The following is a 23467-nucleotide window of genomic DNA, read 5'->3' on the forward strand; positions in this document are numbered from 1 at the left end:
CTTGTTTAGGCTAGTTTAGCGCTGTACCTTTGCCCCAAATTGGCGAAATGCAAGCAAAAAACCCTAAAGATTCCAGAACTATTCTTACCGACTTGGTACTTCCAAGTGAAACCAATCCATTAAACAATCTTTTTGGAGGGGAACTTTTAGCTCGTATGGATAGAGCTGCAAGTATTGCTGCCCGTAGACACAGCCGCAGAATTGTGGTAACCGCCTCTGTAAACCACGTTGCCTTTAATAAAGCAATCCCACTAGGAAGTGTTGTAACTGTAGAAGCTGCTGTGTCCCGAGCTTTTAAGACTTCTATGGAGATCTTTATAGATGTTTGGGTGGAGGATCGCGAAAGCGGAAAACGTTCTAGGGCCAATGAAGCTATCTACACTTTTGTAGCGGTAGACGAAACAGGAACTCCTGTAATTGTACCCGAGTTAATTCCTGAAACAAAGTTGGAAACAGAGCGATTTGAAGCTGCTTTGCGAAGAAAACAATTGAGCTTGGTACTAGCAGGTAAAATGAAACCTTCTGAAGCTACCGAACTCAAGGCCTTGTTTGAATAAGTCTTTTCCTAATTTCAATATTTCTTAAAACAGAATAGAGCTCATTAGATAACTATATACAATTTTTATACAGTAAAGTCTGTTCGAGATCCGTGATAAAAAAATTATCCAGCGTAGGAAATTGACGTGTTTTTTATATAAGCTGATGGGATGCTGAAACAAGTTCAGCATGACGACAATTCCGCATCGTCACCCTGAACTGGTTTCAGGGTCTTGGATTCACAAATAAATAAAAACACGTCAATGGTAGCGCAGTCGAGAACTTTTTAGCTTAAAAAGGAGGTTTCCCCCGAAGCATCGGGGCGCTCAACCTCACATCCCTACTATACCACATCTACGGATCTATAAAATTGAATCAAAAAACCTGAGGGAAAGGCCGCGAGATATGTCCTGATAATTATCAAGACGGAGAAATTAAACTCTAAATGAGGTGTTAAAGCACCCCTTTGGAGTTACATTTTCAAGATCCAAGCTGCAGGATCCATTTTTTCAGTATTCTTATAGATCAGGAAGTGTAACGTGGTTTTTCCGGAGCTGCTGCTCGTGGCAACTTCCCCGATATCTTGTCCTAAAGAAACCACATCTCCTTTGGAAACATAAACGTTGGATAGGTTGTTATAAATCGTAATATAATCCCCGTGTCTCACCATAATGGCTTTGTTGGCTCCTTTTACTGCTTGCACTTCACTAACTGTTCCACCAAATACAGCTCTTGCCTTTGCGCTTTTATCTGTTTCTATACGAACTCCATTGCTTTCTATCGTAGTGGATTTTACTATGGGGTGTTGTTGTGTCCCAAATCGCATGGTAACCACACCTGAACGGACAGGCCATGGCAATTTCCCTTTATTGCTTGCAAAATTGGCAGCTAAGGCTTTAGCTTCTGGGGTAAGCTCGTAAGTATCCCGGGATTTGGAACCGCTTTCCTTATTTGCTTTTGCAATAGAAGCTCGTATAATTTCGTCTATCTGCTTATCTATCGCATTTATTTCTTGTTGTTTTTTCTTTATTTGAGAGGCAAAATCCCCTTCTTTCTTACGGATAGTTTGTATTAGAACTTGTTGCGATTTTCTGTTTTGTTCCAGTTGTGCCCTGGTTGCCCTGTTCTCTATTACCAACTTTTCCTTTACTTTCTTTTGCTCCAGTAAATTCGTGTTCAACACCTGTAATTCTTCAGATTTTATCTTGATCTCATCCCCTTGCTTCTTTCTATAATTGGCATATTGCTTCATATACTGAAGCCTCTTGTAGGCTTGCAAAAAGTTTTGGGAAGAAAGCAGGAACATAATCCTGCTCTGCTGCGACTTGCTCTTATAGGATTTCTGGATCATTTGCCCGTAATCCTCTTTCAAACTCTCCAATTCCTTCCGTAGGGTCTGAATTTTATTGGTGTTGGAGTTTATATCACGCGTAAGTATATTGGCTTGTTGGTTGGTGACTTTTATCAAATTCTCTGTAGTCCTTATCTGTCTATCCAAATCTTCCACTTCTGTAAGCACCGATTTTTCCTTTTTCTTATTGGAAGATCGCAAACTATTTATTTTTTGAATCTCTTCACGCAGTTCTATCCTGCGCTCTTCGAGGCTCTCGCGAGTATTCTGGGAATAAGCTTGGGTGCATCCAAAAAACAGGAATGCAATTATGAAAATATGTTTGGAGTAGGTCTGTAACTTCATTATTCTATCTGAATTTCATCGTATCCTGAAGGGATCTCAAAAGGAAAACTAACCGATTCATTAAACGTAACCGATCTATAGGCGATATCTACCTGCGTGCCCTTACCTTCACTATTAGCTACAATCTTGATTTCTTCAGGAAAGTTCTGATTGTTTACTTTTTGATATTTTGGATAGGTAACCGTTACGTTCCTGTTTTCTTTTTCTTGGGCTAACTGCTGCGCAAGTGCTTTGTAGCTTTTGGCATCCAATAAAAACAGCTTTTTTACTAATTCCAATTCATTTGAAGGGACTAATTGATAGCCTTGAGTAGATTCAGATAACACATATTTATCTTCCCTAAGATCATAAATGGCTTGACCGATTAATAAATTCTGAAGTTTTTTATAATCCAGCGGAGTTCCCAGCCATTTGCTCACCAAACTATAGTCTCCATCAAAATAGGTCTTCCCTATTTTTTCGTAATAACTTACCCTGTCTTTGGTGATCAACACCTTTGCTAAAGGAATTCCCAATAATTGGGCGCTCATCCAAATAGCACTGTCCTTTTGCATCCTAAAACTCACGGTAAGCGATTGTGAGCGCTCCTCGTCTTGATACTGCAATCTCAGTCTGCTGTTCAAAGTTTTAAAGTCAGGTTCGTTGCTGTAATGCATCGCCACGACTTTGTTTACTGCCGCATCCTCTATAACCAAGGCTTTTTTTCTGCTTCCGCATCCAATAATTAGAAAGGAAACGAGCGTTAGGGTACATATATTCTTGATCATTTAGTTTTCTGTTTTTTTAATTGAATTGGCCTTCTCTTTAAATTCGGTGGCTTTAGGTGTGTTTCCCAATCCCGAATGCGCAACCGACAGTTGCGCATAAAAATCGCGCTCCATATCTATATCGTCTATCAAATAATCCAGCCCAAATGTAAGTATTTCCAGTGCTTCGTTGTACTTCTTTAAATTATTTAAAGCTGCTCCTTTTATAAGGTATAATAAGGCTTGTGCGGGAAAGATCTCCAATCCGGAACCGCTTAATTCTGAAGCTTCTTTAAATTTTAAGAGATCCAACTGAAGCAATAACGTATTTCTAAGCAACTCATAATTATCAATATTAGATCCGATTCCCATCTCAAAAAAAGAAAGCGCCTGTTCTTTTTCGTTTTTCTGAAGGAAATAATCTCCGAATTTCTGAAAGATCCCTGGATTGTTCTCGCTTTTTGAAAACAGTGCCGCTACTTGTTTAAGTTCTTCATCATATCCTGCGTGCTCATTTACAAATAACAGAAAATCATTTAACACCTTGAATTTTGAAGTAGCATCTATTTCTTCAGACTCCAACACCAATCTCATAGAGCTGAGTGCTTCATCGGTTCTATCATTATTTAAGTAAAACTTATAAAGTGCCAGATGTACCACTTTTGAAGTAGGAAAGAGTTGTTGCATTTTCTGTGCGGTCTCGAAAGCCTCTTTTTCCAGACCTTCATCGCTGTACACATAAATAAGATTTAGGTAGTTCATCTCATTCTCTGGGTTCAATGTAATAGACTCCTCAAGGGTTTTTATTTGAGCCGAAGTATTATTGGTAAGCGCATATATTTGTTGCCTTAAGCTATTTCTATATTCGGTTATACCAAGCTCAATATCCAACTGATCCAATAAAGCGATCAATTTATCGAACTGCTGAAGTTCAAAATACATTTTCGCCAAATCGTCGTAATACTTCTCATTATAAGCAACCAGCTTTTTATTGACCAAAATAGCCTGCTCATACTGCTTGTTCAAATAATAAGATTCCATAAGTGCCTGAAGGATCCACTCCCTATTTGGTTGTAACCTGTTTGCCTTTTGAAAATTATTTATGGCATTATCCAGATCATTGAGGGATTTATAATTCTTTCCTAATTCAAAATAAATCACCGCATTGTTAGGCTGAATTTTTTCGGCTTTTTGAAGAGCAACTATCGCCTTTTCGTAATTTTCGATTGCCTTTTGTTTCAAGGCTTCAAAAAAATATTCCCGAAACGCATCGTTTACCTCCCCAAGATCGTCTACCGCAACTTCTTGCAACGGATTTTGCCCTTCTTGAGCATTTAGCCCCGAAGTGAAAATCATGCCAAAAAGCAGGAAATAAACAAGCTTGCGTATCATTGCTATTAGTTATATTATTCTAAAACCGTATAATCCCCGATACTGATCTGTGTGAAGTTTCCATCGAATTTTGCATAATTACCAATCATGGCATTGTCTAAATTTGCATTTTTCACCTCAGACTCAGTTTGAATTAAACTATTTTTGATAGTTGAATTTTCAATTTTTGTGCCCTTCCCAATAGAAACATTCGGTCCTATTTTGGCATTTATAAGCACGACATTTTCTCCGATAAAACATGGTTCGGTGATTTCAGAATTGGTGATCTTTACAGAATCCGAGATCAATTTTTCGCCATCTTGGTGCAAGAAACTCAACATCCTTCCATTGGTCTCCACAGTGATCTGCTTATTCCCGCAGTCCATCCATTCATCTACTTTCCCCGGGACAAAAACATTGCCACTGGCCTGCATCGCCTTAATACCATCATTTATTTGGTACTCTCCACCGCGAATTATATTTTGGTCCAATACTTTTTGAAGCTCGGTTTTTAGAACCGCTACATCTTTAAAATAGTAGATCCCAATCACGGCTAGATCTGAAACGAATTCTTCCGGCTTTTCAACCAATTCGGTGATCTCGTTCTTTTCATTCAGTTTAACTACTCCATAGGCATTCGGGTTTTCCACCTGCTTTACCCAGATCACGGCATCGGCATCCTTATTCAGTGTGAAATCAGCCTTAAAAAGTGTATCGGCATATGCGACAACTGCCGGACCGGAAAGGGATTCCTTAGCGCACATTATGGCGTGCCCAGTTCCTAAAGGCTTATCTTGGTAATAGATAGTTCCCTTAGCCCCCAAACTCTCTGCAATCGCTTTTAAATCGGTTTCCACCTTTTCACCAAAATCCTGCCCAATGATAAATGCAACTTCATCTACCTTTTCATCCAACACCTTCGCGATGTCTTCTACCAATCTATGAACTATTGGTTTTCCTGCAATTGGAATTAAAGGTTTTGGAACGGTTAAGGTATGTGGTCTTAATCTTGAGCCGCGACCGGCCATTGGTACTATTATTTTCATTTTATGTTTTATTTTGATTCAGTTAGAATTATAATTTCGTCATCCTGAATTCATTTCAGGATCTTAATAAGTGCAAAATTATACTAGAAGCTGAATCAAGTTCAGCTTGACGGCTCTTGTCCTAACTTAAAATTATACTAATTATTTATTCCCGGTACTTCCAAAGCCACCGGCTCCTCTACTGGTGTCTTCCAGAACTTCTACTTGCTCCCAAGTGATCTGTTCGTGCTTTGCAATTACCATTTGTGCCACTCGCTCGCCATTTTCGATAACGAAATCTTCATTGGAAAGGTTTACAAGAATTACGCCTATTTCTCCACGATAATCTGCATCTATGGTTCCCGGGGAATTTAAAACGGTGATCCCTTTTTTTGCAGCGAGTCCGCTTCTTGGTCTTACCTGAGCTTCAAAACCCAAGGGCAGTGCCATGAAAAGTCCCGTTTTAACGATGGCCCGCTCCAAAGGTTTTAACGTGATAGGTTCTAAAATATTGGCTCTTAGGTCCATCCCTGCAGAGAATGCAGTTTCATAATTTGGTAAATCGTGCGCCGACTTATTGATGATTTTTACTTTCATTGATCCAGAATTTGTTTAAAATCTTTACGCTCATTTAAAAATACAGTAGTTAAAAATATTCCCAGGAAGAGCGTACCTATAAAATAATTTTCGCGGAAATAGATAAATGATATTGCAGACAATCCAACTGCCAACAAAAGATAGAGCATAATGCGTTTTACATTATACGGCACCGGGTAATATTTTCTTCCGAAGTAAAAGGATATAAGCATCATTGCGCCGTATGCCGCTAAGGTGGTATAGGCTGAAGCCATAAAGCCAATAACCGGAATAAGCAAAATATTCATGACGATAGTGATCAATGCCCCAATTATCGAGATGTACATTCCCGCCTTGGTCCTATCTGTAAGTTTATACCAAATTGCCAAGTTATGATAAATCCCTAAAAACAGATTTGCAAGCAATATTATTGGCACTACCGAAATAGTTACCCAATATTCAGGGTTTGGAATAATAAGCATTTTGAAAAAATCCAAAAATAAAATCATAATTAGAAGGATCAGGCTTCCGAAAATCACGAAATAATTAAGGATATTGGCATAGGTTTGTTTCGCATTTTCATTTTTTGAATGGTTAAAAAAGAAAGGCTCCGCCCCCATTCTAAAGGCTTGGACAAATATGGTCATGAAAATTGCCAGTTTATAGCAAGCTGCATAGGCACCCATAATATCTTCAGAAATCATTTCCTTTAACAAGATCTTATCGAGCATTTCATTAATTACAAATGCAATTCCAGCAATCATAATTGGCCATCCATAGTTCCACATCTGTTTAAAAATGCCAAATTTGAATTCGATCTTAGAGCGGAAAAAATAGGGTAGCAAGATTAAAAAGGTCGCTCCACTTGCCAAGAGATTTGCTAGAAATATATATTGCACTTGATCTTCTGAAGAATACCTTTCCAAAATAAAATCTGGGACAAAACTTGGATGATCGGGAACTAACCATAAAAAGAAGAAATTCACCAAAACCACTATGGCAATATTAAAGATCTTTATTCCTGCAAATTTTATAGGCCTATTCGAAGCTCTTAAATAAGCAAAGGGAACTACAACCAAAGCATCCAAAGCTAAGATTGCTAAAAGCATATTAAAATATTTTGGGTTAAGATCAACAAGTTCTATAAGCTGATCTTTAAAAAGAAAAACCAGTGTAAAGAAAACTATTGTGGTCGCGGTAAGACTAATAAATGCTGTAGAAAACACCTGCTTTTTCCTATCTGAATGGCTGAAATACCTAAAAAATGCGGTTTCCATACCATAGGTAAGGATCACATTAAAGAATGCTGCCCAAACGTAAAAGGTGGTATTTACAGAATACCCAACTGTAGAAAGCGCCGTTACGTGCAAGGGTACCAAGATAAAATTCATGAGCCTTGGCAAAACTGTTGCAAAACCATAAATAATGGTATCCTGAAAGAAACGTTTTAAGGTGCTCAAAAGCGGCTTGAATTAGGGTATAAATATCTTAATTTATCAGCTAACAACTGGAATCAAAAATTAATATTTCCCTATTGTTTTCAACAACAAATTGGCTAGTAATATAAAAAAAACGGAATGAAAAAACATCGCCCCGTTTCTAATGGTTAATAAATGTAAGATTATACTCTTTCTTTAACGCCTGTAAGTTTGTAATATTTCACTTTGGAATTCTGGGTGAATATCAAAATGGCTTCATCATCCTTCAGTTCGAAGTCCATTTTCTCTGTTTTCTGCGGCAATTTGTTACCGTATTCCTCTTTAGGATCGGAACTCATGATCATATCCGGCTTGGCCATTTGAAAAGTGGCCATATACACTCCTGGCTTATCTGGACTAGTTGTTAGGTTCGCTTTTTTATTTCTGAAATAGACTTCGTCTAGACTCACCCTGTTCGACTGAATAGCGGTAACGGGAATATAGAATGTAATTTCTTCTCCTTTTGTGGTATAATATGCAGAATCCATAGTGGCAGGCTCTTTTTCCTGTAGTCCGTTATTGCCAGCGCAGCTAGCAAATAAAATAGTTACAAGTGAAATGCTGAAAAATAGGTAGAGATGTTTCATGATGATTGTTTTATGCCTAGTTTTAAAACAAAATGAGTGCCAAAAGAAAACCCCTCCAGAATTTGAAGGGTTTTTTATATGTTTTTGAATATCTTTTAAGTCAGTCTCAGCTTGAAGAAAATTTTAGATTATATAATCACTCTTCAACAACCCCAGTAGTGTGATATTTTCTTTCCATTGTCATTCTGAACGGAATGAAATGCAGTGAAGAATCTCAAGTTGATAAAGAGATTCCTCCTGTGTCGGAATGACACCATCAGAGACTAAGTGTGACAGCTACTTTTTAATTATTCAATGCTTCCGCTCCACCTACAATCTCCAAGATCTCGTTGGTAATAGCGGCTTGTCTTGCTTTGTTGTAAGACAATTTAAGTGCATCCCTTAGCTCTGTTGCATTATCTGTTGCTTTGTGCATCGCCGTCATACGAGCTCCATGCTCTGATGCCAACGAATCGCTCATCGCTTTGAACAACTGCATTTTAAGGGACTTAGGAATAAGATCTTTTACGATCTGTTCTTTTTCTGGTTCAAAAATGTAATCTAGGTTTACATTCGTTTCAGTTTCAAACTTTTCAATAGGTAAAAACTGCTCTGTAATTACATCTTGAGTGGCCGCATTTACAAACTGATTGTATACGAGGGAGATCTCATCATACCTGCCATCCAAGAACCATTGCATGATATTTTCTGCTATTGCGGCAACGTTATCATACTTAAGATCATCAAAAATAGCATTGTTGTTCTCGGTAACTGTATACGTCTTACTTAACACATCATTCGCTTTTTTCCCTAAAGTCAAGATTTCCACGTTCTTGTCGCTGTATTTTGACGCAGCAACCGCGCGAGCACCTTTAACAATATTCGTGTTAAAAGCGCCAGCCAATCCCCTGTTGGAAGAAATAGCGACTATCAAGACCTTTTTAACTTCTCTTTGTTCGGCGAAAGCGCTTCCGCTATCGTCATCCAAAGAAGCACTAAGGCTTTGTAGCAATTCTGTTAACTTTTCAGAATAAGGTCGCATGGCAGTAATGGCATCCTGCGCTTTGCTCAACTTTGCAGCCGATACCAATTTCATGGCACTGGTAATTTGCATGGTTGATGAAACCGAGGTAATCCTGTTGCGTAATTCTTTTAAGTTTGCCATATTATTTAATTATAAATTCTGAATTTAAAATTCTGAATTCTAAATTAGTTTTTATATTTTGAAGAAAGCTCTTTTGCAGCCATCACCAAGGTATCTGTAATTTCATCTGTAAGTTTTCCAGCTTTTAAACCATCCAAGGTTGCACGATGCTTCACATTCAAGTATTCTAAATAATCCGTTTCAAATTCTTTTACCTTGTTAACAGGCACATCCCTTAAAAGGTTCTTGGCACCTGCAAAGATAATTGCAATTTGCTCTTCTACCGGATAAGGATCGTTCTCTGCTTGTTTCAAGATCTCTACGTTGCGCTTTCCTCTTTCAATAACATTAAGGGTAGCAGCATCAAGATCAGATCCAAACTTGGCAAATGCTTCCAATTCACGGAATTGAGCTTGGTCCAATTTTAAAGTACCTGCAACCTTTTTCATCGCTTTGACCTGTGCGTTACCACCAACTCGAGATACCGAAATACCTACGTTGATCGCTGGACGTACCCCAGAGTTAAAAAGATCTGATGTTAAAAAGATCTGACCATCTGTAATCGAAATTACATTGGTTGGAATATATGCAGAAACATCTCCTGCCTGAGTTTCAATAATTGGCAATGCTGTTAAAGATCCACCACCTTTTACCAAATGCTTGATAGAATCTGGAAGATCATTCATTTCTGAAGCGATCTTATCGTTGTTTATCACTTTTGCAGCACGCTCCAACAATCTAGAGTGCAAGAAAAATACATCTCCAGGATATGCTTCACGTCCCGGGGGGCGACGCAACAATAAAGAAACCTCACGGTAAGCTACTGCTTGTTTGGATAAATCATCGAACACAATAAGTGCAGGACGACCAGTATCCCTAAAGTACTCACCAATTGCAGCACCTGCGAAAGGAGCATACACCTGCATTGGAGCAGGATCTGATGCATTTGCAGCTACAATGGTAGTATAAGCCAAAGCACCTCTTTCTTCCAATTTCTGTGCAATTCCCGCAACAGTAGAAGCTTTCTGCCCTATAGCAACATATATACAATGTACCGGTACCCCGGCATCGTAAAATTCTTTCTGATTTAAGATAGTATCGATACACACGGCAGTTTTACCAGTCTGGCGGTCACCAATAACCAGTTCTCTTTGTCCTCTACCAACTGGTACCATAGCATCAATAGCCTTGATCCCTGTTTGCATAGGCTCTGTAACCGGCTCACGGTAAATAACCCCTGGGGCTTTACGCTCCAATGGCATCTCATAAGTTTCACCTTGAATAGGACCTTTTCCATCTATTGGAGCTCCCAATGTATCTATAACCCTACCTGTAATTCCTTCACCTACTTTGATGGAAGCAATACGTTGCGTTCTTTTTGCAACAGATCCTTCTTTAATTTGTTTAGAGGGTCCTAAAAGTACTACCCCAACATTGTCTTCCTCTAGGTTAAGTACAATTCCTTCCAATCCACTTTCAAACTCAACCAATTCCCCATATTGAGCATTCGCTAATCCGTAGATACGTGCAATACCATCCCCTACGGTTAGTACTGTTCCTACTTCATCTAAAGAAGCTTTTGCTTCAAAACCTGAAAGTTGTTTTTTTAATATTGCTGAAACTTCAGCTGGATTTACTTCGGCCATAATTATTTAGAATAAAATTGATACGCCTAAAGCGTATCTGTTTTCATTAAATTTTTGAAATATATGTGTTGTTGGTTAGCTCCCTACTTAAATTACTAAGACTTTTCGCAACACTGGTATTGTATTGAAGATCCCCTATCCTAAGGATAAAGCCTCCTAAAATGCTTGGGTCTACTATACTCTCCAAAGTTGCTGTATTTCCTGTAAGCTCTTTTACTTTCTCAAGTATCTTAGCCTCTAAACGAGCATCCAAAGGAACCGCCGTAGTTACTTTTGCAACTTGCACGTGGTTCATTTCATTGAATAAAGCAGTATATTTTTGAGCTACAGCCTGTAGCTGAATGATTCTGTTATTGTCTACAAGAACATCGAAAGCTCCCAAAGTTATAGTGTGTGCATCTTTAAAGATCTCCTTTAAAGCGCTTTTCTTTACCGCTGCTTTTACTACAGGACTAGCTAAGAGCTCTTGAAGGTCTTCACTATGTTCGATAGTATTGAAAATACCTATCATATCCGTATTCACAACTTCAGCAGCATTTTGATCTTTTGCCAAATCTAAAATTGCTTTTGCGTATCTCTGTGCAGCTCTGGTACTTTTCATAAACTTATTTTAACGTAACATCTGCCAACATGTCTTCAACCAATCTATGTTGTTTCTCTGTAGTAGATAATTGTTCACGAATTACTTTTTCTGCGATCTCTATAGATAAAGTAGCAACCTGATTTTTAAGATCGACCATTGCTGCGTTCTTTTCATGCTCTATGGTTACTTGAGCACTGGCCATAATTTTATCTGCTTTTGCTTGCGCTTCAGAAGAAGCTTCACTAACGATTTTCTCTTTTATCTCCCGAGCTTCTTTAAGCATCACATCTCTTTGAGCTCTTGCCTCGTTCAATAATTTTTCATTATCGGCCTGAAGGTTTTGCATTTCCTTTCTTGCATTTTCTGCAGATTCCATAGAATCATTAATAGAGGTCTCTCTTTGTTTTATAGCACCCAATATTGGTTTCCAGGCAAATTTTGCCATAACGAATAACAGCACTAAAAAGACGATGGTTTGCCAAAAAAACAGACCTATTTCAGGAGTAATTAAATCCATAGTATATTAAATAAAAGTTTAAAACATCATTTTTAAAAACCCATTCGCAACCAACCGTTACGAATGGGTTTTAAAATTAACTACCTTAAAACACCTAGTAAAGAGGCAACAACTCCAAAAAGAGCAACCCCTTCTACAAGTGCAGCGGCAATAATCATAGCTGTCTGGATTTTTCCAGAAGCTTCTGGTTGACGGGCAATAGCGTCCATAGCAGAACCACCAATTTTACCAACACCAACTCCAGCTCCTAAAACCGCAAGACCGGCTCCTAATGCCGAAAGGCCTACATACAATAATTCCATAGTAAATAAATTAAATAATTAAAAATAATTAATGATGTTCATGTTCCTCAACCGCCATCCCGATAAACAGGGCAGACAGTATCGTAAAAATAAACGCTTGAAGGAATGCTACCAGCAATTCCAAAACCGTTATAAATAATGCAAAAGGAACAGAGATACCTGCAACTCCAGCATTTTCTAAAATAAATATCAATCCAATTAAACTCAAGATAATTATGTGCCCTGCGGTAATGTTCGCAAATAAACGAATCATTAGTGCTATAGGCTTAATTACTACCCCCGCACCTTCAACAATAGCAAGAATAGGCTTTACCCAAGTAGGAATTCCCGGCATCCAGAAGGTGTGTTTCCAGTATGCTTTATTCCCGTTGATAATAATAAGGGCCAAGGTAAACAACCCAAGGGAAACTGTAACCGCAATATTTCCGGTTACGTTTGCTGCTCCCGGCAGTAAACCTAATAAATTCGTGATCAAGATGAAGAAGAATACCGTGAGTAAAAATGGCATAAACTTCATATATTGTTTTTCCCCTATTTGAGGAATCGCTATTTCATCCCTTACAAATAAAACAAGCGCCTCCAAAGCATTATTAAATCCGGAAGGAGCCTTAGTGCTCTTTTTATGATAATTGGCGAGGGACATGAAGAATAACAGCATCAATATAACCGTAAGGAACATAGCTGCCACATTCTTGGTAATTGAAAAATCCCATGGAGTAGTCGCATTTACAGGTTGCTGCTCTTCATCAAATTCCACCGTCTCTGCCCCAGGTTCCAGCTGGTAAATTTTCTCGTGATAATTTACAAACCGCATCCCGTTTTTTTCAACAATATACTTACCTTCAGTATCGTGGTGAAATTCACTGGACATGAAAGTTACCAGCCCATTATCTGTATAAAGTATAACCGGTAAAGGCAGTGTAAAGGAATTCTCTCCTTCTCCAAAAAAATGCCACCCATGGGAATCACCTATGTGGCTCAAGATAAAATCTGTGGCGTTAAACTCTTCTGCAAATTCCTCTACAGATGATTCTTTCTGAGAAAAAGCAAACAAAGGAAGAAAAGCCAGGGCAAATCTCATTACAATCTTAAAAGATTTTTGTGCTGTCATAATCCTGTTAAACTAATAAGGGTGGGCTCAAAATTTCGGTGCAAAGGTATGCTTTTTAATTACATCTAAAAGCCAATAATTCTTTTTTTTGTCCCTTTTCGCACATTTATAAACTTATTTGAGATTCAACTAGTTATCTTGAATTAATAAGCTTTACAGAAAATATAGTTTCTAAAATAAGATATAGAAAATACGGTATAAAAAAAGAAAGTAAATTAATAAAAGGACTGTTTTCATTATTTATCAGCATAGGCAGTAAAAACAAAACTGCTGCCAGCATTTTAAAAAGACTGGCACCCATAAAAGCAAATCCTGTCTTGTCACTAAAATTCAAGTGGATATAAACCAGTAAGAAATAAATAAAAAATGTGGAAATGATGTGGAAGGCGTAAATACTCCAGATACTGTAATAAAAAATAATTTCTTCTAAGAACAGCCGATTGATGATAAAATGGAGGACAAACAGAATTATTGAGAAAAGGACAAATATCTTTAAAAAATCAAGTAGTTTTTGTTTCATGATAGGGTTTACTGTTCTTTACTCATTCTGCTCACTTTTCTAATTACCTGAAATAGGGCTACAAACACTCCTAAAAGCGTTATTCCAATAGTAAAACCTGAAAATTTATTCGGAAATTTTTTATCCAGCCACATTCCCAGAAGCAAAGCTGCGCCAATAATAATTGCCATCTGAAAAGCGATGTTTACAAACTCCAGGTACTTATCAAGCGGAGCGTTCTTTTTGTTTTTGGTCATCTTTTTTAATAGCTTTTAAGGAACCTTTCATTTCGCAGGAAGCATTAAACAAAGCGCCAGGCTCTATAGATAGTTTTCCCGCATTTACTTCTCCATCAACAACTGCAGAAGATCTTAAAGACAAGGTTTCTTCAATATTCAATTTTCCATCGAAATTTCCTTCAAAATCGGCATGTTGGCAAGTTAAGTTTCCCTTAATTAAGCCTCCCTTACTAATCACCACTTTTCCCGAGGTAGTTAAATTTCCAATAAGGGTTCCTTCTATTCTAAAACCACCTTTGGCTTCGATATCCCCGGTAATAACGGTTCCTGATGAAATTCGATTTTGCTCTTTGCTGGTTTCTGTTTTCTCTTTTGATTTGGTTGGGTTGTTAAACATAGATCTAGGGTTCTTGTTTATTAATAAATGCTATATAATCGTCCAGGTTTTTCTTTAGCTGAATTACCCTGTAATTTTCTGAAGAAACTATAACCGGAATTATTTGAACTTTATGTTTTTTATTGATGTTAAGCAATTCTGCAAAACCTTCAGCTTTGCTATAGTTCTCTAACCCATGCACTACAACAAATATTTCTTTGTCATTATAGATGTCCTGGGAAACCGTAAGTTCGGCATAATCCAGTTCCAAAACAGCTTTTTCCAGCACTTCTTTTAAAGCAGTGGTTTTTTGATCCTCTGCAATTCCAACTTTATAAAGCAATTTTAGGTTGGTGGTAGAGTTGATATCTGTCGTAAAAGTACTTTTTTCCAGTGCGGGAATGGTAGTGTTCAATAAGTCCAAAGCCGTAACCCCTTCCTGGGTTTGCGGATAATTAGAAACTAGCGAAGACAACTCTTCTTTATAGGCACTCACCCCATAAATTCTTCCCATTGCCCTGGCCTTTAAAAGTTCTATTTTAGGCAGCAGCTCTTCTTCTGGATATTCATTTATAAAAGCTCTTCCCTCTTCGATCACCTTTAAAAATTCAGCATTTTCAAAAAGTGTATATAATTCTTTGTACTTGTTTTCAGCTTCATCTTCCTGGGCGATGGCAAGATCCGGATTATTGATCCTAGAGGCATATCTGGAATCTGGATACTTGGTTAAAACGACTTGTTTAAATCTTTCGGCCTCAGCATTATTTCCTCTTTCGAGGTTTATTCTGTACAAATAATAATTTGCAGGGATCACTAACCGCTCCTCTTTTGTGAAATCCAATAAAGCTGTGAGTTTTTCTGAAGCCAACTCGGGCTTGTTATACTTCTCCTTGTAAATTAATCCTAAGCTGTAATAGGCATCATTGCGCCCCTTTTCCAATTCTGAAATTCGAATTGGGTCACTTGGTATCTGATCCAGATAAGTTTGAGCCACAAATTTTGGGTTGTTGGAAATTATAAGTCCGGAAACCTCATCTAAACTATCTTTTGCCATAGTGGCAAAATTACTGGAATTCAATCTCCAGTTATCCCTTAATTCTCTTGCACCCCAAGTTCTAACAAAGCTTTCCAAACCTGAGGACACCCTTCTAGGGTTATAAAAATAAAAAGTATTTGCAGGATCGTTTCCTCCTAAGGCCGGTGGTGCACCCGGCGTATTGCGTGACGAAGGTAGTGTGGGCGGAGTAGCCTCTGGAACTGTTCCTTCTTTAGCTTCGGCTATAGCTGCTTCTTTTAATTGTTCGGCATATCTGGTAAAATAATCTACGCGTTCGTCTTCTGGCATTGCCACAAAACGCAAAATACTGTCATTTTCTTCGGCTATGCTTTCATAAAATATGACCTCTTTAAGGTTGTCCCGTTTGCGTTCAACAAAGAAATAATCACGGGAAGTATTCGGGATCTTGGTTAAGGTGCTGTCATAATAAGCACTGGCCTCCCTATATAAAGCTTTATCAAAATTTATATTCCCCAAAGTTTCATAATTAAGGGAGTTTAAATAATTGTCTTTGGAAGGTTCTTTCAAGGATTTATTATAATAGGCTGTTGCTTGGTTTGTAGAATCGATATGACTGTAATATTCGGCTAGCTGAAAATAGATCTTATCCAAAAAAGGCCTGTTTTCACGGTTCTCTTCCATTTCCTTTAAGTTTGCCAATAATAGCGCTGGATCTTTGGTGTCAAAATTGAAATTCCTGTACTTCTCAATTTGCGCATTTACCAAATATTCCCTTGGCGTTTTCCTGTTGAGCGCTATAATTTCATCAAAAGCATAATTTGCGCTATCACGTTGTTCCAGTAAATTGTACAACTGTCCTTGAATATAGTAAAATCGTCCTTTTTCGTCGTTATCATTAGTGTATTTTGCTGCAGTTCTAATAGGAACAATGGCACTATCTGGATGGTTTAAATTGATATATGCCTGTGCCAGCATTGCATTTGCATCTGCCCGATCTTGATCTTTTAATGTTTCAAATTTAAGGATCCGCTTAAGGTTTTTTATGGCCAATTTGTTGTTCTGAAGCCTGATATTGGTCTTTTCCCTCCAGATTTGTGCATGGTTGATCGTGCTGCTGGCGGGATATTTATGAAGGATATAATTGAAGGCTTCCAAAGCAGGAAAAAACCGCTGATCGAAATATCGGGCTTTTCCAAGCAGTAAATAGGCTTCGTCAATCTGAGGGTTTTTTTCTTTTCCCCCTATGAGCATGGAGTGCTTTTGAATGGCCTTGGTGGCTTTTTCTTCAGCAAGCTTAAAAGATTCATTTTTTACAGTACCGGGTAAAGAGATCTCCTCAGAAATCTGCATTCTTTCCACTGGCAGGATATCCCAAAAATTCTCGTTATAAGAATCTGCAACTTCTTTTTTGCCCTGTTGCAGTGCAAGGCCTCCATTGTACAAAATATTGTACTCCGTGCCCACGGCATGCCAATTCCTGTTGATGAACTTATCTTTTTTTCTGGAACAACCAGATAGTGCGATCACCAAAAACAGGCATCCAACTACGTGCGTAAATTTATTCAAAATCAAATAAGTTCTTGATATAATAAATAACTGAAATGCTTAACATTTAGTATGCTAAAATACGTTTCTTTTTAGAAACCGGGCTCTTCAGGAAGCAATCAAAAAATCAGGATTCTTGCTGCTTCGCCAAATCCATGGAAAAGTAAGTTTCCAATTCGGCGAGGGTTGCGGGAGAAGTTATGATGTCCTTTACCAAATCTCCTTTATCCAAGACCACAATTCGCTCACAAACCTCTGTGATATGAATAAGGTCGTGACTGGAGATTAAAATAGTGGTTTCCTTTTGAGCGGTAAGGTCTTTTATTATCTTTTTAAGCCGAATTTGAGTGGTTGGATCCAGATTGGCGAAAGGCTCATCCAAAATGATCACTTTTGGGCTTCCTATAAGTGCCGCCACAATTCCAACTTTCTTCTGGTTCCCTTTGGAAAGGTCTCTCAGGTACTTGCGCTTTCCTAGGATCTCATCATGAAAAAAGTCTTCAAAGGTTAAAAGCAATGCATCCACATCAGCTTTGTTTTGCTCCCGGAGGTCTCCAATAAAATAAAAGTATTCTTCTGGGGTAAGATAGCCTATCAAAAAACTTTCGTCTATAAAAGAACTTGTGAATTCCTTCCACTCTTCATCTTGGCTCACCGTGATATCGTGGTTAAAGATATTTCCTGTTGTTGGTTGAATAAGGTCCAATAACATACTGAAAAATGTCGTTTTCCCGGCACCGTTATTTCCCACCAACCCCATGCTTTGCCCTGTTGGAATATCGAGATGTTCTATATTTAGGACCGAAGTTCCATTATATACCTTTGTAAGGTTTGTAGCTGTTATCATGTTTGTAATTTTATTGTCCAGATTGCTTAAAACCTTCAATCATGGCATATTTTTGTTTTTTATAACGTTGCGCAATGAAACCGATGGCGCGATTCCTAAGGATCAACCCCAATATTCCCAAGACAAATAAAACAGTAAGGGCGCTTTCAAAAGATAAGAATTTATTGAATATCCAAAAGATAAGAATTGGAACAACCATAAGCGGGAGACTAACTACCCATTGCGTGGCACCGGTTCCCTGATAATTCAAAAATGGGCTTTTATCCAGATCTATCTTTTTTCTGTTGAAAGAGCCGGCATAAAGCAAAATGGGTATGTTGATACCTATGTTATATACCGCACACACCATATTGATCACTAAAATTTTCCAACCAAAATATAAATAGGGGGTTGAGAGAATTGCAAGCACGACCACACTAAAGCTTATCAATCCCGCTTTTGCAGTCAGGTATTTCTTTAATGGGATGTTCTGCGCCATCATAAGCGGATAATATCCCGCATCCCAAGCTGGAATAAACTGCCCAAAATTGATCATGAAAATCCCAGTTATAAAAATTCCTATAAATACATAAAATGCCGGCATGTCTTGATACGTTTCATTCGGGTAAAAAATCAAGCCATAAGCCAAAAATAAAATGGAAATATAAATGGTAGTTTTAGGCCTTTTGTTCCTCCAGATCATTTTTAGGTCCAATTGCAAATAAGGAGCTAACTCCCCAAAACGATCTGTCCAAAGAAATTCTTTTGTGTTTGCATCCTTTACTTGTTCTTTTAAGGTTGCATCCAAATAAAACTTGTTTTTTAGGTCTTTTTGGTTCCATTTATAGAAAAAGAGGAATATAAGGACAGGAATACTGGCAAGTAATGGAAACTCCAGGATGGCATTAAGTCCCTTTCCAAACCAAACACTGCTTTCAAAAACCTTGAAATAATCTAGAAGTCCAATGATGGCAATACTTCCAACTACCGGGATTAATGCTTTTATATTATCGGTAAAATTTTTTTTTATTATAAAATTCGCATAATTCACAGAAAGGGTTAGACCTATCATGGAGATCGTCCATGCTAGAATTGCCACTGTACTAAAAGTTTGTTTGTAAATATTATAAATTCCGAAGGGAACAATAATAAGCAGCGGGAGAAAATTGAAGAAGGAATATAAAGATTTTAATAGCACAAAATTTACCACTTTTTCCTTCTTAATGGGAAGCAGCATCAGTGGTTTTATATCCATGATGGGTAAATTCTGAAGTAAAAATCGATATACGAGCTCCATGACCAACCACACCAGAACAAATCTATTCACTAAATATAAAGGTTGTTCTCCAGGAAAATGTTCGGTAATAATAGGGTACAAACCAATCCCGAACATTAAAAATGCCACGGTAAAATACAGTCCCAAAAACCCCATTAAGATTTTTAAGCCTATACTTTTCCCTAAACTTGCCGATCTAAAAAATGATTTCCACTCTAGCGAAAATAAGCGCTTGAACATAATACTTGATGTTTATACTTAGAAGTGCCGAAATTTACCAAATTGTTACAAATAAAAAAGGATAGACTTTGTATTTTTGCAGCCAAACTGCAAGTGATGAATAAATTTTATAGCCTGAAAATAAAAGAAATTATCCGGGAAACCGAGCAAGCGGTAAGCATCTCTTTTGAGGTGCCAGATGATCTTAAAGCGCTTTTTTCTTTTAAAGCAGGCCAATATATTACGCTTAAAACCACCCTAGAAGGGAAAGAAGTACGAAGAGCGTATTCTTTATGTTCTGCCCCTAATACCAACGAATATAAAGTAACAGTTAAAGAAGTGGAAGGTGGAACTTTTTCGGTTTTAGCCAACAATAAACTGAAATCCGGGGATATATTGGAAGTACACCCCCCAGAAGGAAAATTCATTTTTGAGCCTAGCAATTCTAAACAAAATTATGCTGCATTTGTTGCAGGAAGCGGGATCACGCCTGTTCTATCCATAATTAAAACAGCGCTTACAAAGGAGACCGACAGTAAATTCGTGTTGGTTTATGGCAATAAAACCCCAGATGACACTATTTTCTTCAAGGAGCTTTTAAAACTTCAGCTTGAGTATCCTGAACGTTTATTTGTTGAATTTGTTTACAGTAGGACCCAAGAAGATAATGCCCACTTTGGAAGAATAGAAAACAGTACGGTAAACTATGTCCTGAAAAATAAATTCGACGCTTTGGATTTTGAAAAATTCTATTTATGTGGGCCAGAAATAATGATAGATAGTGTTTCTGAAATCATGCTGAAAAATGGAATAAAAAAAGAAAAGATCTTATTCGAGCTCTTTACCTCTAGCGATTCTGGAGAAATTGAAGCCGATTTAGATGGGGAAACCAAACTTACCGTTTTGGTAGACGATGAGGAAACCACTTTTTCCATGGACAAAAAAGATACCGTTCTAGATGCTGCCTTAGAGCATGATCTGGATGTTCCTTACTCTTGTCAAGGCGGCATTTGCAGTAGCTGTATCGCCAGAATTAAAGAAGGAAAAGCAGAAATGGCAAAAAACCAGATCCTTACCGATAGTGAAATCGCCGAAGGTTTAATTCTTACTTGCCAGGCACACCCAACAACTCCCACCCTAAAGGTAGACTACGACGATGTTTAACCCTCATGGAGGGGTTTAATATACAAGAACCTACTTTAGATTTAAGATAGATTTGATCTTTAAAACCACTGTTTCGGGGGAAATGCTACGCATAACATCTTCATAGCCTGCTGGAACTTTATTCCCATAAATTGAAGTCGGTATTTGTGAATATTTATGCAGGTCCGGCAGAATACTATTTTCTATTGGCTGATTAAACGGCGCAAATCCGGTATAGGGATGTGTTACACCCCAAAGGCTAATCACTGGTATGCCATACATCGCCGCAAGATGTGCATTCCCACTATCCATAGAAACCATGGCATCTAAGTTGGAAATCAGCGCCAATTCTTCATTGAATTTTAATTTTTTGGCAAGAGAGATAACATGTTCATGATTCGCTGCTAATTCTTCTAACAGTTTTGACTCCTTTTTCCCACCGCCAAAAAGAAAAATCTGAATTTTTCCAGATTGGTTTAGCAGAGACAATACCTCAGCCATTAGATCTAAAGGATAAACCTTAGAGGTGTGTTGAGCAAATGGAGCTATTCCAATCCATTTTAAAGGGTTGGTTCCAGTAATTTCTCTGGTATTGGGAGAAATTTTTTGCTTTTCTGGGAATTTATGTCGGTTTAGGTCTATTGGATAACCCAATTTCGCAAAAACATCTGCATAGCGCTGATGAGTTGACTTTAGCTGTTTAAATATTTTATTGTTGGCTGCGGTTAGTGACTTTTTTTCAGCCCTACCTTTATCTATTTGCTTCACTGGAATTCCGTAGAAATAAAAAACAGATCGTAACACATTGCTTCTTAAAACATCATGCAAATCTGCCACTGCATCTATCCCAAGATCCCTTAAATCCTTAGCCAACCTACTTAATCCAAAAACACCGCTATGTTCTCCATTCACATCGGCTTCGCAGATAGTCACATTTGGGATATCCTTGAAAATAGGAGCAAAGAAAGCTCTGGTAAGCAAGGTAATCTTAAGTTTGGGATAAGTTTCAGAAACAACTCTTAGTACCGGCGCTAACATTGCCACATCTCCCAAAGCAGATAATCTAATAACCAATATAGTTGCTTCAGAGTGTTCCCCCTTTTTAAAGTTACTTTTAGAAGACTTGGATATATTGGAATTACTGCTCACAACTAGTTTTTCTTTCTTAAAACAGGATTTAATTCGTCATCGTTGTACATCTTCATTTGTTTGTACACTTTCATGTATTTCTCCCCATTTTCAATATCTTCAAGCAATCTATCTATTGCTGAGGAAAGATCTACTCGTTGCTCCAATAATACGTTCAGCTTAACTTCGCATTTATTTCGATGATCCATAGAAGCATCTTTTCTTCTCACCTCTTCATCCATATGAAAGATTTTCAGTGCTAAAATAGAAAGCCTATCTATTGCCCAAGCAGGGCTTTCAGAATTAATTGTAGCAGTAGGTTTTACATACACATTTTTATATTTCTCTAAAAAATAGCTATCTATAAACTCTACCATATCTGTGCGGTCTTGGTTAGAAGCGTCTATTTGTCTCTTTAAAGTTAAGGCTGCCACTGGATCTATTTTAGGATCGCGAATAATATCTTCGTAATGCCACTGTACAGTATCTATCCAACATTTTCTGAATAAAAGGTGCTCTATAAGTTGAGTTTCCTTGTTGTATGGATTTTCAAATGACTGATCTACAGAATTATTTAAGTGATATTTATCTATTACTTCTTTAAAAATCTTATTTGCTTTTGCTGAAAACATATTTATTTGTTATTTTATTTTTGAAAAATGCAACTTCTTTCAGGAATTATCAATTTAATTTAATAGAGACCATTAGATATCACATATAATTTTTATTGATTTTCAAATAATTAAAACATTTCGTTTTGTCTGTTCTAGCGGAGTCGAGATCTTTTTAGCATAAAAAATAGGATTCCCACAAGACATCGGGGTGCCCCAACCTAACGTCCCTTCTTCATAGTAGAATCATGATCTTAATATAACTACTGCCTCTATCCCCGAAACTCCTAATTAAAAACAAAGGTATTATATTTTGAAATAGTGGAAAACCATGAGATTTATTAAATCTTGGATAGGCTTAAAAAAATATGGGCATCAAAATTGGCATTAAAATCAAAAGGATAAGAAGCGTTTCTTTGAAACCACGGTCTTTTTTGTTTTCAAAATAATTTGAAGTTATGATAGACAATGGAACAAGGAAAAACAACAATTCACTCCCATCTTTTACCGGTGAAAATATGGCTATTGATAAGGATATAAGAAGTGTAATAAACACCAACATATAGGTGGGCCTGGATCTTATTCCAGATTTTTGAAACAATTTAAAATAATGGGACAAGGTCCAAAAAGTAATTGCCAAGAGAACACTGAGTGGGATTAAAAGTGATAGGTTTTGATAATTTTCAAAATTAAAAGAGCTTTCCTGAAACCATGCGCTCCAACTATAAAAATCGTCATGAAACACCAAATGAAAAGTGGTAACCAGTACAAATACAATTAATAAACCTATAATAGGGATAAGCCAATTTTTAAAATAATTTACGGCATGAAAAATAATCCCAGCATAGACAATTATAAGAAAGAGTATTGCCCAGAAATAAAAGAGCGAAGCGATGCAGATCCAGAAAGTAGCATCAAAGATTTTTAAAGCCACATCTTTCCTGGATTTAAGGCTAATAATTCTTCTAAGTGCAAGGAGAACACATAGATTGGCTACAATTACCTGATTGTCCTTTAAAATTCCTGAAAAAGAAACTGCACATAAGGCAAATATCAAGATCTTAAAACCACTTCGCTTGGTGAGTTCATTCTTTTTTGCAATAAAATCTAAAATTAAAACACTCACTAAAAAACTAGCTAAAACTCCAATTTTAGTAAATAAAAGATAAGTGCTAAATTCCTGAAACAGTGCTTGCACATTTGCCGAAACATAAAAAACAGCCATGAATATCACAACCGTTAGAAAAATTACTGGTTTAGATTTGCTAAAAAAGCTTGTTAGCATGTTG

Annotated in this window: 23 protein-coding genes; 2 read left to right on the top strand and 21 right to left on the bottom strand. The window is 37.4% G+C overall.

Features of this window, described 5'->3' with window-relative positions:
• Nucleotides 1–47: 47 nt before the first annotated feature.
• Nucleotides 48–557, top strand: a complete 510-nt coding sequence (locus JM83_RS05945; protein ID WP_144960293.1) for an acyl-CoA thioesterase — start codon at nucleotides 48–50, stop codon at nucleotides 555–557.
• Between the two features lie 452 nt (nucleotides 558–1009).
• Here JM83_RS05945 and JM83_RS05950 read toward each other — a convergent pair whose 3' ends face one another.
• The 18 genes from JM83_RS05950 to JM83_RS06040 form a co-directional block, all read right to left on the bottom strand.
• Nucleotides 1010–2233: a murein hydrolase activator EnvC family protein gene (locus tag JM83_RS05950; RefSeq protein WP_186434953.1), complete on the bottom strand. Its 1224-nt coding sequence runs from the start codon at nucleotides 2231–2233 to the stop codon at nucleotides 1010–1012.
• On the bottom strand, nucleotides 2233–3000 hold the full coding sequence (locus JM83_RS05955) for a DUF4292 domain-containing protein (RefSeq protein WP_144960295.1): 768 nt from the start codon (nucleotides 2998–3000) through the stop codon (nucleotides 2233–2235). Before JM83_RS05955 ends, JM83_RS05950 begins: the two co-directional genes overlap by 1 nt.
• The gene (locus JM83_RS05960; RefSeq protein ID WP_144960298.1) at nucleotides 3001–4371 is read right to left on the bottom strand and encodes a tetratricopeptide repeat protein; all 1371 of its coding nucleotides are present in this window, start codon (nucleotides 4369–4371) and stop codon (nucleotides 3001–3003) included. It lies immediately after the preceding gene.
• Between the two features lie 14 nt (nucleotides 4372–4385).
• Nucleotides 4386–5396 (bottom strand): sugar phosphate nucleotidyltransferase, encoded by a 1011-nt coding sequence (locus tag JM83_RS05965; protein ID WP_144960300.1) that lies wholly within the window; start codon nucleotides 5394–5396, stop codon nucleotides 4386–4388.
• 141 nt (nucleotides 5397–5537) lie between these two features.
• The gene (gene dut, locus JM83_RS05970) at nucleotides 5538–5972 is read right to left on the bottom strand and encodes a dUTP diphosphatase (RefSeq protein ID WP_144960302.1); all 435 of its coding nucleotides are present in this window, start codon (nucleotides 5970–5972) and stop codon (nucleotides 5538–5540) included.
• Complete coding sequence (locus JM83_RS05975; RefSeq protein WP_144960304.1) at nucleotides 5969–7411, bottom strand: oligosaccharide flippase family protein; 1443 nt, start codon at nucleotides 7409–7411, stop codon at nucleotides 5969–5971. The genes dut and JM83_RS05975 overlap by 4 nt, the downstream gene beginning before the upstream one ends.
• A 161-nt stretch (nucleotides 7412–7572) precedes the next feature.
• Nucleotides 7573–8016, bottom strand: a complete 444-nt coding sequence (locus JM83_RS05980; protein ID WP_144960306.1) for a hypothetical protein — start codon at nucleotides 8014–8016, stop codon at nucleotides 7573–7575.
• Between the two features lie 283 nt (nucleotides 8017–8299).
• Nucleotides 8300–9160 (bottom strand): ATP synthase F1 subunit gamma, encoded by an 861-nt coding sequence (gene atpG, locus JM83_RS05985; protein ID WP_144960308.1) that lies wholly within the window; start codon nucleotides 9158–9160, stop codon nucleotides 8300–8302.
• 44 nt (nucleotides 9161–9204) lie between these two features.
• The gene (atpA, locus tag JM83_RS05990) at nucleotides 9205–10785 is read right to left on the bottom strand and encodes a F0F1 ATP synthase subunit alpha (RefSeq protein ID WP_144960310.1); all 1581 of its coding nucleotides are present in this window, start codon (nucleotides 10783–10785) and stop codon (nucleotides 9205–9207) included.
• Between the two features lie 46 nt (nucleotides 10786–10831).
• A complete protein-coding gene (atpH, locus tag JM83_RS05995) occupies nucleotides 10832–11386 on the bottom strand; it encodes an ATP synthase F1 subunit delta (protein ID WP_144960312.1) in 555 nt (184 codons plus the stop codon).
• Nucleotides 11387–11390: 4 nt separating this feature from the next.
• Nucleotides 11391–11885, bottom strand: coding sequence for a F0F1 ATP synthase subunit B (locus tag JM83_RS06000; protein ID WP_144960314.1), 495 nt, complete (start codon nucleotides 11883–11885; stop codon nucleotides 11391–11393).
• A gap of 80 nt (nucleotides 11886–11965) precedes the next feature.
• Nucleotides 11966–12187, bottom strand: a complete 222-nt coding sequence (gene atpE, locus JM83_RS06005; RefSeq protein WP_026836899.1) for an ATP synthase F0 subunit C — start codon at nucleotides 12185–12187, stop codon at nucleotides 11966–11968.
• Between the two features lie 28 nt (nucleotides 12188–12215).
• Nucleotides 12216–13298: a F0F1 ATP synthase subunit A gene (atpB, locus tag JM83_RS06010; RefSeq protein ID WP_144960316.1), complete on the bottom strand. Its 1083-nt coding sequence runs from the start codon at nucleotides 13296–13298 to the stop codon at nucleotides 12216–12218.
• A 528-nt stretch (nucleotides 13299–13826) separates the two neighbouring features.
• Complete coding sequence (locus JM83_RS06020; protein WP_144960320.1) at nucleotides 13827–14054, bottom strand: AtpZ/AtpI family protein; 228 nt, start codon at nucleotides 14052–14054, stop codon at nucleotides 13827–13829.
• Nucleotides 14023–14433: a polymer-forming cytoskeletal protein gene (locus tag JM83_RS06025; protein ID WP_144960322.1), complete on the bottom strand. Its 411-nt coding sequence runs from the start codon at nucleotides 14431–14433 to the stop codon at nucleotides 14023–14025. Before JM83_RS06025 ends, JM83_RS06020 begins: the two co-directional genes overlap by 32 nt.
• Before the next feature lie 4 nt (nucleotides 14434–14437).
• Complete coding sequence (locus JM83_RS06030) at nucleotides 14438–16996, bottom strand: hypothetical protein (protein WP_144960324.1); 2559 nt, start codon at nucleotides 16994–16996, stop codon at nucleotides 14438–14440.
• A 106-nt stretch (nucleotides 16997–17102) separates the two neighbouring features.
• Nucleotides 17103–17822 carry an ABC transporter ATP-binding protein gene (locus JM83_RS06035; protein ID WP_144960326.1) on the bottom strand — a complete coding sequence of 240 codons (720 nt, stop codon included), beginning with the start codon at nucleotides 17820–17822 and terminating at the stop codon, nucleotides 17103–17105.
• 10 nt (nucleotides 17823–17832) lie between these two features.
• A complete protein-coding gene (locus tag JM83_RS06040) occupies nucleotides 17833–19317 on the bottom strand; it encodes a DUF5687 family protein (protein WP_222430216.1) in 1485 nt (494 codons plus the stop codon).
• Between the two features lie 96 nt (nucleotides 19318–19413).
• Between JM83_RS06040 and JM83_RS06045 the strand changes: the two genes are divergently transcribed.
• Nucleotides 19414–20460: a ferredoxin--NADP reductase gene (locus JM83_RS06045; protein WP_144960328.1), complete on the top strand. Its 1047-nt coding sequence runs from the start codon at nucleotides 19414–19416 to the stop codon at nucleotides 20458–20460.
• Between the two features lie 30 nt (nucleotides 20461–20490).
• On the opposite strand, the gene JM83_RS06050 is transcribed toward JM83_RS06045, so the two are convergent.
• The 3 genes from JM83_RS06050 to JM83_RS06060 form a co-directional block, all read right to left on the bottom strand.
• On the bottom strand, nucleotides 20491–21588 hold the full coding sequence (locus tag JM83_RS06050) for a glycosyltransferase family 9 protein (RefSeq protein ID WP_409994692.1): 1098 nt from the start codon (nucleotides 21586–21588) through the stop codon (nucleotides 20491–20493).
• A gap of 2 nt (nucleotides 21589–21590) precedes the next feature.
• Complete coding sequence (locus JM83_RS06055) at nucleotides 21591–22199, bottom strand: DUF4254 domain-containing protein (RefSeq protein ID WP_144960330.1); 609 nt, start codon at nucleotides 22197–22199, stop codon at nucleotides 21591–21593.
• 337 nt (nucleotides 22200–22536) lie between these two features.
• Nucleotides 22537–23463, bottom strand: coding sequence for a DUF6427 family protein (locus JM83_RS06060; protein WP_144960332.1), 927 nt, complete (start codon nucleotides 23461–23463; stop codon nucleotides 22537–22539).
• Nucleotides 23464–23467 lie beyond the last annotated feature (4 nt).

It is taken from the genome of Gillisia sp. Hel_I_86 (genome assembly GCF_007827275.1).
Classification (GTDB): Bacteria; Bacteroidota; Bacteroidia; order Flavobacteriales; family Flavobacteriaceae; genus Gillisia.

Excerpts from the sequence above, each read along its gene's own strand:
- JM83_RS05945 (WP_144960293.1), top strand. The coding sequence starts at position 48 with ATGCAAGCAAAAAACCCTAAAGATTCCAGAACTATTCTTACCGACTTG.
- JM83_RS05950 (WP_186434953.1), bottom strand. The coding sequence starts at position 2,233 with ATGAAGTTACAGACCTACTCCAAACATATTTTCATAATTGCATTCCTG.
- JM83_RS05955 (WP_144960295.1), bottom strand. The coding sequence starts at position 3,000 with ATGATCAAGAATATATGTACCCTAACGCTCGTTTCCTTTCTAATTATT.
- JM83_RS05960 (WP_144960298.1), bottom strand. The coding sequence starts at position 4,371 with ATGATACGCAAGCTTGTTTATTTCCTGCTTTTTGGCATGATTTTCACT.
- JM83_RS05965 (WP_144960300.1), bottom strand. The coding sequence starts at position 5,396 with ATGAAAATAATAGTACCAATGGCCGGTCGCGGCTCAAGATTAAGACCA.
- dut (WP_144960302.1), bottom strand. The coding sequence starts at position 5,972 with ATGAAAGTAAAAATCATCAATAAGTCGGCGCACGATTTACCAAATTAT.
- JM83_RS05980 (WP_144960306.1), bottom strand. The coding sequence starts at position 8,016 with ATGAAACATCTCTACCTATTTTTCAGCATTTCACTTGTAACTATTTTA.
- atpG (WP_144960308.1), bottom strand. The coding sequence starts at position 9,160 with ATGGCAAACTTAAAAGAATTACGCAACAGGATTACCTCGGTTTCATCA.
- atpA (WP_144960310.1), bottom strand. The coding sequence starts at position 10,785 with ATGGCCGAAGTAAATCCAGCTGAAGTTTCAGCAATATTAAAAAAACAA.
- atpH (WP_144960312.1), bottom strand. The coding sequence starts at position 11,386 with ATGAAAAGTACCAGAGCTGCACAGAGATACGCAAAAGCAATTTTAGAT.
- JM83_RS06000 (WP_144960314.1), bottom strand. The coding sequence starts at position 11,885 with ATGGATTTAATTACTCCTGAAATAGGTCTGTTTTTTTGGCAAACCATC.
- atpE (WP_026836899.1), bottom strand. The coding sequence starts at position 12,187 with ATGGAATTATTGTATGTAGGCCTTTCGGCATTAGGAGCCGGTCTTGCG.
- atpB (WP_144960316.1), bottom strand. The coding sequence starts at position 13,298 with ATGACAGCACAAAAATCTTTTAAGATTGTAATGAGATTTGCCCTGGCT.
- JM83_RS06020 (WP_144960320.1), bottom strand. The coding sequence starts at position 14,054 with ATGACCAAAAACAAAAAGAACGCTCCGCTTGATAAGTACCTGGAGTTT.
- JM83_RS06025 (WP_144960322.1), bottom strand. The coding sequence starts at position 14,433 with ATGTTTAACAACCCAACCAAATCAAAAGAGAAAACAGAAACCAGCAAA.
- JM83_RS06035 (WP_144960326.1), bottom strand. The coding sequence starts at position 17,822 with ATGATAACAGCTACAAACCTTACAAAGGTATATAATGGAACTTCGGTC.
- JM83_RS06040 (WP_222430216.1), bottom strand. The coding sequence starts at position 19,317 with ATGTTCAAGCGCTTATTTTCGCTAGAGTGGAAATCATTTTTTAGATCG.
- JM83_RS06045 (WP_144960328.1), top strand. The coding sequence starts at position 19,414 with ATGAATAAATTTTATAGCCTGAAAATAAAAGAAATTATCCGGGAAACC.
- JM83_RS06055 (WP_144960330.1), bottom strand. The coding sequence starts at position 22,199 with ATGTTTTCAGCAAAAGCAAATAAGATTTTTAAAGAAGTAATAGATAAA.
- JM83_RS06060 (WP_144960332.1), bottom strand. The coding sequence starts at position 23,463 with ATGCTAACAAGCTTTTTTAGCAAATCTAAACCAGTAATTTTTCTAACG.